Annotated in this window: 13 protein-coding genes; all 13 read left to right on the forward strand. The window is 53.4% G+C overall.

Features of this window, described 5'->3' with window-relative positions; translation table 11 throughout:
* Positions 1-365: 365 nt before the first annotated feature.
* Positions 366-770: an MbcA/ParS/Xre antitoxin family protein gene (locus HEQ60_RS10310; protein WP_168071598.1), complete on the forward strand. Its 405-nt coding sequence runs from the start codon at positions 366-368 to the stop codon at positions 768-770.
* On the forward strand, positions 767-1,474 hold the full coding sequence (locus HEQ60_RS10315) for an RES family NAD+ phosphorylase (protein ID WP_168071599.1): 708 nt from the start codon (positions 767-769) through the stop codon (positions 1,472-1,474). Before HEQ60_RS10310 ends, HEQ60_RS10315 begins: the two co-directional genes overlap by 4 nt.
* 82 nt (positions 1,475-1,556) lie before the next feature.
* Positions 1,557-2,780, forward strand: a complete 1,224-nt coding sequence (locus HEQ60_RS10320) for a multidrug effflux MFS transporter (RefSeq protein ID WP_168071600.1) — start codon at positions 1,557-1,559, stop codon at positions 2,778-2,780.
* 209 nt (positions 2,781-2,989) lie between these two features.
* Entirely contained in the window at positions 2,990-3,358 is a 369-nt protein-coding gene (locus HEQ60_RS10325) for a response regulator transcription factor (protein WP_168071601.1), read from the forward strand.
* 100 nt (positions 3,359-3,458) lie between these two features.
* Complete coding sequence (locus HEQ60_RS10330) at positions 3,459-3,755, forward strand: D-Ala-D-Ala carboxypeptidase family metallohydrolase (protein WP_168071610.1); 297 nt, start codon at positions 3,459-3,461, stop codon at positions 3,753-3,755.
* Positions 3,756-3,759: 4 nt separating this feature from the next.
* A complete protein-coding gene (locus HEQ60_RS10335) occupies positions 3,760-4,083 on the forward strand; it encodes a hypothetical protein (RefSeq protein WP_168071602.1) in 324 nt (107 codons plus the stop codon).
* 56 nt (positions 4,084-4,139) lie between these two features.
* Positions 4,140-4,778: a hypothetical protein gene (locus tag HEQ60_RS10340; RefSeq protein WP_209315515.1), complete on the forward strand. Its 639-nt coding sequence runs from the start codon at positions 4,140-4,142 to the stop codon at positions 4,776-4,778.
* The gene (locus HEQ60_RS10345; protein ID WP_168071604.1) at positions 4,775-5,257 is read left to right on the forward strand and encodes a phage baseplate assembly protein V; all 483 of its coding nucleotides are present in this window, start codon (positions 4,775-4,777) and stop codon (positions 5,255-5,257) included. Before HEQ60_RS10340 ends, HEQ60_RS10345 begins: the two co-directional genes overlap by 4 nt.
* Positions 5,244-5,762, forward strand: coding sequence for a hypothetical protein (locus tag HEQ60_RS10350; protein ID WP_168071605.1), 519 nt, complete (start codon positions 5,244-5,246; stop codon positions 5,760-5,762). The genes HEQ60_RS10345 and HEQ60_RS10350 overlap by 14 nt, the downstream gene beginning before the upstream one ends.
* Complete coding sequence (locus HEQ60_RS10355) at positions 5,737-6,024, forward strand: PAAR domain-containing protein (RefSeq protein ID WP_168071606.1); 288 nt, start codon at positions 5,737-5,739, stop codon at positions 6,022-6,024. The genes HEQ60_RS10350 and HEQ60_RS10355 overlap by 26 nt, the downstream gene beginning before the upstream one ends.
* A gap of 59 nt (positions 6,025-6,083) precedes the next feature.
* Positions 6,084-6,422 (forward strand): GPW/gp25 family protein, encoded by a 339-nt coding sequence (locus HEQ60_RS10360; RefSeq protein ID WP_168071607.1) that lies wholly within the window; start codon positions 6,084-6,086, stop codon positions 6,420-6,422.
* Positions 6,422-7,318 carry a baseplate J/gp47 family protein gene (locus HEQ60_RS10365; protein ID WP_168071608.1) on the forward strand — a complete coding sequence of 299 codons (897 nt, stop codon included), beginning with the start codon at positions 6,422-6,424 and terminating at the stop codon, positions 7,316-7,318. The genes HEQ60_RS10360 and HEQ60_RS10365 overlap by 1 nt, the downstream gene beginning before the upstream one ends.
* Positions 7,311-8,009 carry a phage tail protein I gene (locus tag HEQ60_RS10370; protein WP_168071609.1) on the forward strand — a complete coding sequence of 233 codons (699 nt, stop codon included), beginning with the start codon at positions 7,311-7,313 and terminating at the stop codon, positions 8,007-8,009. Before HEQ60_RS10365 ends, HEQ60_RS10370 begins: the two co-directional genes overlap by 8 nt.
* The last annotated feature ends 48 nt before the right edge of the window (positions 8,010-8,057 follow it).

Here is an 8,057-nt window from a genome sequence, read left to right on the forward strand (position 1 = left end):
CTTCCTGGTACGTCATAAGGGCCTCTTCCATGGTGTCAAAGGATGAAGGGGCCGCCATAGCGGCATGGCCTTTCACCCGGACAGGAATGGGGTGTACGGGGTGTCCCGGTAGGTTGATCCTCAAGATCAGGCCGGGCTTGTGCCCCTCTCATGACATGGGGGCACAATGATTTCTGCTGGCGCTTTTTCCATCGTGTCAGGAGTATCTGAGCTTTTTCAGTGGCCAGACATCAAAATGTTCTTTGTTTGTTCTTTTGTGGCGCGGGATAAATACACTCATTAACTGTATATTGACCATTTATTCTTCTTTAAATGGGTCCATATATGGACTATATTATAAATAAGTATTTATATGGAGCAATGAAATGGCGCAGATTCCTTGTACTGAACTGGCCACAAGTCGCCGTGATCTGGCGGGTCCTGCCCTGCGTACATTCTTCCGGATTGCGGAACTGTGGAGCTTATCGGTTGAGGAGCGCATGATTTTGTTAGGAGTGCAGGCACGGTCCACTTTCTTTAAATGGAAGAAAGGACATGTCTCAACCCTGCCCAAGGATACCTTGGAACGAATTTCCTATATCCTGGGCATCTATAAGGCATTACAGATCCTTCTCCCTGATACGGAAGCTGCGGATCAATGGATTCGGTACCCCAATATGGCCCCCGTGTTCAATGGTCAGTCCGCACTGGAACGGATGCTCTCCGGACAAGTTTCTGACTTGTTTGTTGTCCGGCAATACCTTGATTCCCAGCGTGGCGGGTGGGCATGACCTTTCCTGTCTGTCGCGTTGAATGGAATCCCGGATGGCGCATTATCCCCAGCCGGTTCCCTCCTGTTAACCTATTTGAGCGCGTTACGGATCCTTCTGACCTAGAGGCTGTCATCGAGCTTGAGTCCATGACCAACCCGCGTTTGCGTGATGCCGTCGGTGATATTCGCCTGGTTCCGCCGCAAGACCGGATCAGCGGGCCGGGAACAAGCGTAATTATGGCCGCATTTACCCACCTCAATCCTGAGGGAAGCCGTTTTGCAACATCATCTTATGGTGTTTTCTATGCAGCATATGCCTTGGAAACAGCGATCAAGGAAACCAGCTACCATCGAGCCCGTTTTATGCGGGCAACACAGCAGCCCCCGATGGAACTGGATATGCGGGCCTATGTGGTCACGGTTTCTGCCAACATGATCGACCTGAGGGGGTGCCAAAAGACTCATCCGGGCCTGTATGATCCGGACAACTATGCCGCCTCACAAGCTATGGCAGGTACACTGCGTGCACAGGGCGCGAATGGCTTGATCTATAATAGCGTGCGACATCATGGCGGTGAATGCATTGCCGCGTTCCGTCCATGTGTTCTGTCAGATTGCCGTCAAGAAAGGCACTTGTGTTACATCTGGGATGGACGGTCGATAAGCACATATTACGAGAAAAAAGATTTCCGTACGCTTGTTTCCCTACCGGTCCAGGCATGATAGGCTCCCGCTCCTTCGTGACAAATGGCAAGGCATCGTTTGCTCTGTTACCCGCGCACCGTTTAATAAAGCAGGCATGTCTGTGACTTCTCCCCAAAATTCACATATTGGACGACCTGCCATACTGGCGGCCCGTGCCCTGATTATGCTCAGCCCCCTAGGTGTGGATATCTATCTGCCGGCGGTGCCACAGATTGCTGAAGATCTTGGACCGCAAGCATCGTTATCTATCAGCATTTATTTGGCAGGGCTTGGGTTGGGACAGCTTGTATGGGGTTCACTTTCGGATCGGATGGGCCGTCGTCCTGTTGCCATCTGGGGATGCTCCCTGTTTGCGTTGCTGTCTCTGCTTATTGTTTTCTCCGAAGGATTGCCGGAGTTTCTGGGGCTGCGTCTGCTGCAGGGCGTTATGGCAAGCTCGGCCGCTGTGTGTGCAACAGCAATGGTACGCGACTGTTACAGCGGGAAAGATGCTGCGCGTGAATACAGCATTCTGATGGGTGTTCTGAATGCTGTTCCCTTTGCCGCTCCTCTCATTGGCGGGATACTAACCGCATGGTTTTCGTGGCGCAGCTGCTTTGTTGTCCTGACAGGTTTCGGAATTTTCCTGACAATCTGGCTGGCATGGTGCATGCCCGAAACAGCACCGGAAGGGCTTGAGAACAGCGGCACACATACTCAAACACCACCATGGACCAGCCCTGTTTTTCTCGGATTCTCTGTGTGTTGCTGCATGGGGCTGGGTGTTCTTTTGTCCTACGTAACTCTTATTCCCTATACTTTGATGGAAGGATACGGTCTTTCCAGCTTGGAGTTCGGGGTGCTGTTTGCCTCAAATGCCGGCTTGATCAGTCTGGTGTGTATTGCCTTTTCCCGTCTGATCGCCCGAAAGGGACCTCTGGCAGTTTTGCGCCTGTCCGCCTTGCTGATGCTTGGGGGTGGGGTCCTTCTGGTACTGTGCCTGAGTATATGGCCGGATGTACGCCATGTTGCTCTGTTTATGGGGCCTGTTGCCCTGATTTGCATTGGCTTCTCCGGGCTTATGGGACCGGCCCGTGGCATGGCCATGCAGCCTTTCGAGCGGGGAAGCGGTAAAGCTGCAGCCGTCCTTGGAACAGCACAGATGTTATGGGCTGCAGTAACCAGTGCAGTGGCTCTTGCTTTACCGCTGCCGTCGCATCTGATTCTGGGTGGCATTACTGCCCTGACCGCGATAGCCTCCCTCGTGATTGCCAAGATCATGATTCGCCGTTATGGCGTAGACGTTCTGGAAGGACGGACGGTCAGAGTGCAGCCTGCGATCTGACAGGACCATGCAAGCCATTTTTCTTGTCTGGATCCTGGATTCTGAACCTAACAATTCATAACAATAAGCATAATAAAAGTATTTAATATTCACTAATAATGCGTTATAATCACATAATATTTTAGTTATTATTTTATTCTTATATGTTATTTAGTCTTGACTTTTGCCCTTGGAGCGAAGGCAAGATAATGGGTATTGATGAAAGCATAATGGAAATTGCTTCTGTTATTGGTCGTGAGAAAGCTCTCTACTTGATTGGCTGTCTGGGACGATCGGGGAAGCGACCGTGGCGGCTTAATCTCTATATCCCGAGACATCCCGGTGACAGTCATCCCTTGGTTAAAATACTGGGGAAAGAAGACGCCCTGAGAATGGCCCGCGAATTTGGTGGGATGAATTTGCAGCCTGCAAATGGCAATGCTCTGGTACGGCGCTTCAGGTCACGCGAAATACAGCGCCTCGTAACGGAGGGGAAGCCTGTTCGTGATATTGCTGACTTATTCCAGGTTACCCAACGCACCGTTTTGAACGCCATAAAAATCAACAAGAATAATCATAATTATTATGAAGGTATATAACTTGGAAAGATATATATTTGACTGGGGAAAGTACAAAGATTTCTCGAAAATTGAGTTTGCATGCAAGTACAGTCATCGCTGCCATATGAACGCCGCTTTCATGGATCGACTCCAGTCCCTCAGAACCTTGTATGGAAAGCCCATGGTTATTACCAGCGGCTTTCGTGATCCCTCTCATCCCGCTGAAGTGGGCAAGATAAAGCCCGGTCCACATACAACAGGAAGAGCCTGTGACGTTGCCGTGGGTGGTGCCGATGCCCTGCTGTTGATTCAGCTTGCCTTGGAAAAGGGTTTCACCGGCATTGGCATTCAGCAGAAAGGGGTTCTGCGTTTCTTGCACCTGGATGACCTGCCTGCAGAGACAGACAGACCTCGCCCCTTTTTATGGAGTTATTAAATCCATGCTGGATGATTCAACCTCTCTTGAAAAGATGAAGTCCGTTACTCCCCCTTCTGTTCCTGATCAGGTGGTACGTGACAGCTGGATGCCTTCGCTGATGACCTGTGCCCTGATCATCATGGTTGTTGCCCTTGTGGCTGCCTTGCTGTGGGTACCAACTCCGTCCGGTAATGCTGATGTCATTCATCTGATTGCCGGACAGATTATCGGCGCCTTTGCAACCGCAGTTGCATACTGGCTGGGCAGCAGCCGCAGCAGCCACGACAAGCAACGACTGCTGACCCATGGCGCCCCACCCCTGCAAACAAGGAAAGACGGACTGTGAGCAAACAGGACACAAGCGTTGATATAGAGCAATTACTCTCCTCAATCCGGGGAGACATGCAGAAAAACTTACCAAATGTGCCGGTATTTGACGGAGAGGCTTCCGGAGCAGTTTCCCCTGACCAAGGCTTGGCAATCCAACTCGACGTTCTCCGGCTGGATCCGGATCGGACTTTTAATCCGGGCACCGAGCAAACAGCTGTTTCCGTGGTTCTACAGGCCACCGTTCTGGTTGCCGGGGATCAGCTTCATCCGACACATATTTCCCGCAGCACCGCAATCTCTCTGGCTTCACGGATTTCATGGCAACGCTGGGGGTGCTCCGTTGGTCCTGCCGAGTTGGACTCTGTTGCTCCAAAGCCTGTTGCCCTGGAAGGATTTCATCCGGTTGCGTGGGCTGTTACTTGGAAACACGCCGCATTTCTTGGACGTTCCCTGTGGGATTCTGATCGTATTCCTGCGCGTTTTGTAGCGCAGCTTGGTAATGCGGCGTGGCGTCCGAAGCAGCCCACCGCAGAGCAGGTACGGAAGAAACCGTCTGTTGTTCTGGCAGTGCCATCAGAAGACAAACCGGATCAAGAGTGGATTGTTGCTTCAACACCACATGCCAGAAATGTTCACTACGGCTCTGGTTCGGACCAAAGTGAAGGATACCAGTCTCACTATCATCCTCTGGAAGAAAAGATCAAGCAATGAGCCAGTGGGGAATTGCAGATCTGGAGCGACGCCTGGCCAATATGGTCCGCATTGCGATCATTGATGCCGTAGACCACACAAATAGGAAAGTCCGCGTTACCGCCAAGGGATTTCTCAGTGCTTGGCTGCCATGGCCTACGGAAACAGGGCGTAATTTTCGTCGTTGGCGTCCTTTGCGTCCAGGGCAACAGGTCGTTCTGGTTGCTCCATCGGGTGATCTGACCCGCGCTGTTATAGCCGGTATGCTTTACAGCCACAGTCTGGACGCACCCGACAACAACGAAAATCGGGATACAATCCTGTTTGATGATGGAACATGTCTTCAATACGACAGTGCCAATCATCATCTGTGTATGACCGTGGGGCAGAGTACAGTCAGCATCAGACAGGACAGTCTTCGCCTGTCATCGGGCGGAAGTTCCCTGCTGATCAATGATGCCGGCATTACCCTGAAGGGGGCACGTATTGATCTCAACTGATACAGAGAACTTGCAGATCCGCACGGTAACCTGGACACCAAAGCCCGGTGCTTTGTTTACACTGCCTGAAACGTCTGCGCATCTATCACGGAGCATTACCTGCACGGTACGAGATCCGGCTTTTCGTGGTCTAGCCGTAACAGGTTATCACGCATCCTTGGAACCGAAGCTTGCAACCCTGTCCATAAACTGTACAGCCGGGGCTGTTCATGTAACGGCTGATCGGCTGCACGGATCGTTTGATGGCATGCGCCTGACTTATCGACAGGGCAATGCGTTGATTCAGGCTCATAGCTGGGATGATCTTCCGGCTTCAGGCATCGATCTGGTAACGTTCCATCCTTCACGGACCAGGCGGTATGACGGACGCCTTGTGGTAACGGCATCCTTGTCTGACGGCACAACAGAGCAAGCAACCTACACACTTTGTATTTTCCAGGACTGGACAGCCGGGAGCCTCCGGTTGAGAGAGGAAATCCATGCCCGCTGTTACCCGCAAGAATGATCCTTGTACAGGCCACGACCTTTTCCCACCGCGTGACAGTATAGAAGGAAGTCCATCGGTCTTTGTCAATGGCCGCCCGATACACCGCAAGGGAGACGCATGGGCGGATCATTGTGATCCCTCACCATCATGCCATGCCAGCACGTTGGCAGAGGGTTCGGCCTCGGTCTTTGCCAACGGCCAGGCCGTAGGGCGGATCGGAGACCCGGTCAGTTGCGGTTCAACCGTCGCCGAAGGCTCTCCATCAGTCTTTGCCGGATAAATAAAGGATGGAAAGGCCGCCAGGGGACATGGAGCAGGCAAGCCGACAATATCAGCTCCATGAACGGAACAAACGCAAAAACGGGCAAACACCTGTCCGGCCTTGACCATCTCTCGCAAAGCGTCCGGGATATCCTGACGACCCCTGTGGGCAGCCGTGTCATGCGTCGTGACTATGGAAGCCGGCTCTATCAGCTGGTTGATGCCCCCATAAACCAAAACATCTTGCTGGAGCTGTACGCAGCAACCGCCGAGGCCCTGAACCGTTGGGAACCACGCCTGAGACTACAGCGGGTCCATGCCCGCAGTGCACGGCCGGGCTGTGTGATTCTGGAGCTGACCGGAGAGTACATGCCAGGCAAGTACATCATTACTCTGGACGGAATAGAAATAACCTGATGGCGCACGGATTTACAGCTGTAGACCTGTCCCGGCTCCCTTCCCCCAATGTGGTAGAAACGCTGGATTATGAAGCAATCTTTTCAGACATGCTGGAAGACCTGCAAAAGCGCGACCCCGTGTTCAAGGCGTTGCTGGAAAGTGATCCTGCATACAAGATACTGGAAATAGCAGCCTATCGCGAACTGCTGTTGCGGCAACGTGTCAACGAAGCTGCCCGTGGTGTGATGCTGGCATATGCCACAGGGGCAGACCTGGATAATCTGGGAGCCTTGCTGGGCGTTGTACGCAAGACACTGTTGCCCGGCGATCCAAAGGCGGTACCACCCGTTTTACCGGTTCTGGAAAACGATGATGATCTTCGCCGCCGGATTCAGCTTGCTCCCGAAGGTTTCAGCACAGCTGGTCCTGCGGGGGCCTATGTTTTCTATGCCTTGACGGTTGATGGCGTCGCAGACGCCAGTGTACGCAGCCCGGCTCCTGGTGAGGTAGAGGTTACAATCCTGTCGCGCAGCGGCAACGGTACTGCGGACACCGCGCTGCTGCAAGGCGTGCAGGATATCTTGTCTTCCGACGAGATCCGCCCCCTGACAGACAAGGTTGCTGTCCGCAGTGCCACGATCCATGAATATAATATCAATGCAACGCTGTACTTTCACCCTGGCCCGGGGCGTGAACAGGCACTTGAACAAGCCCGGAAGGCGATTGCCGCTGTGGTTGCCCGCCCGCGTCGCCTGGGTCTGGACGTGACCCTGTCGGAGCTTTATGCCGCCCTGCACCAACCTGGTCTCCAAAGGGTCGAGCTGACCGGCCCGCAACAAACGATAACGGTCGGTGCAGACGAAGCAGCCTGGTGCCAGTCCATAACCCTGAAGGACGGGGGCGTTGATGCCTGAATCCCGTCCTGGTCTTTTACCTGGTAATGCCACACCGGCCGAGCGCGCCCTGGAACAAACACTTGCTCGATTGTCGGATGTTCCGGTTCCCCTACGCTCCCTGTGGAATCCGGATACCTGCCTGCCTGAGCACTTGCCCTGGCTGGCTTGGGCGCTGTCCGTTGACAACTGGGATCCATCCTGGCCAACCGATGTCAAGCGCCGACATGTACGCAAGGCTATTGATATTCAGCGACGCAAGGGAACGGCCAAATCTGTACGAACGGTTGTTAATACCTTTGGTGCCAACCTGTCGCTACAGGAATGGTGGCAGACATATCCGCCCAAGGCCCCGCATACATTCAACCTGCACCTGACCCTGGGTGACGACACACCGTCGGATGCCGCCTGGCAGCAAGACATCATCCGCGAAGTCAAGCGCACCAAGCCTGTAAGGTCCCACTTCACGCTGACAGTTGGCAAGGCCGCAACAGGGGGGGCGACACTGACAGGCGCATTATGTCCAGTCACCGCCCGGCGCCTGATAACCGATGAGGAACCGCCAGCCCGGAAAATCCGGCTGGCTCTGAAGGGTGTAGCCTGCAAAGCCGATTTCTTGCGCCTGGATCTCAACGCGCGGCGTTTTGTCTGCTGTGGTGGATTCGGGACAAGCGGTGCCCTGCGTACAGCCAGTTATACGCGCATTCATTAAAGCTATTTGCCTTTACTGTATCGGAACATATTATGTCATCCACTCGTA

This window comes from Haematospirillum sp. H1815 (assembly GCF_012102705.1).
Lineage (GTDB): Bacteria > Pseudomonadota > Alphaproteobacteria > Rhodospirillales > Rhodospirillaceae > Haematospirillum.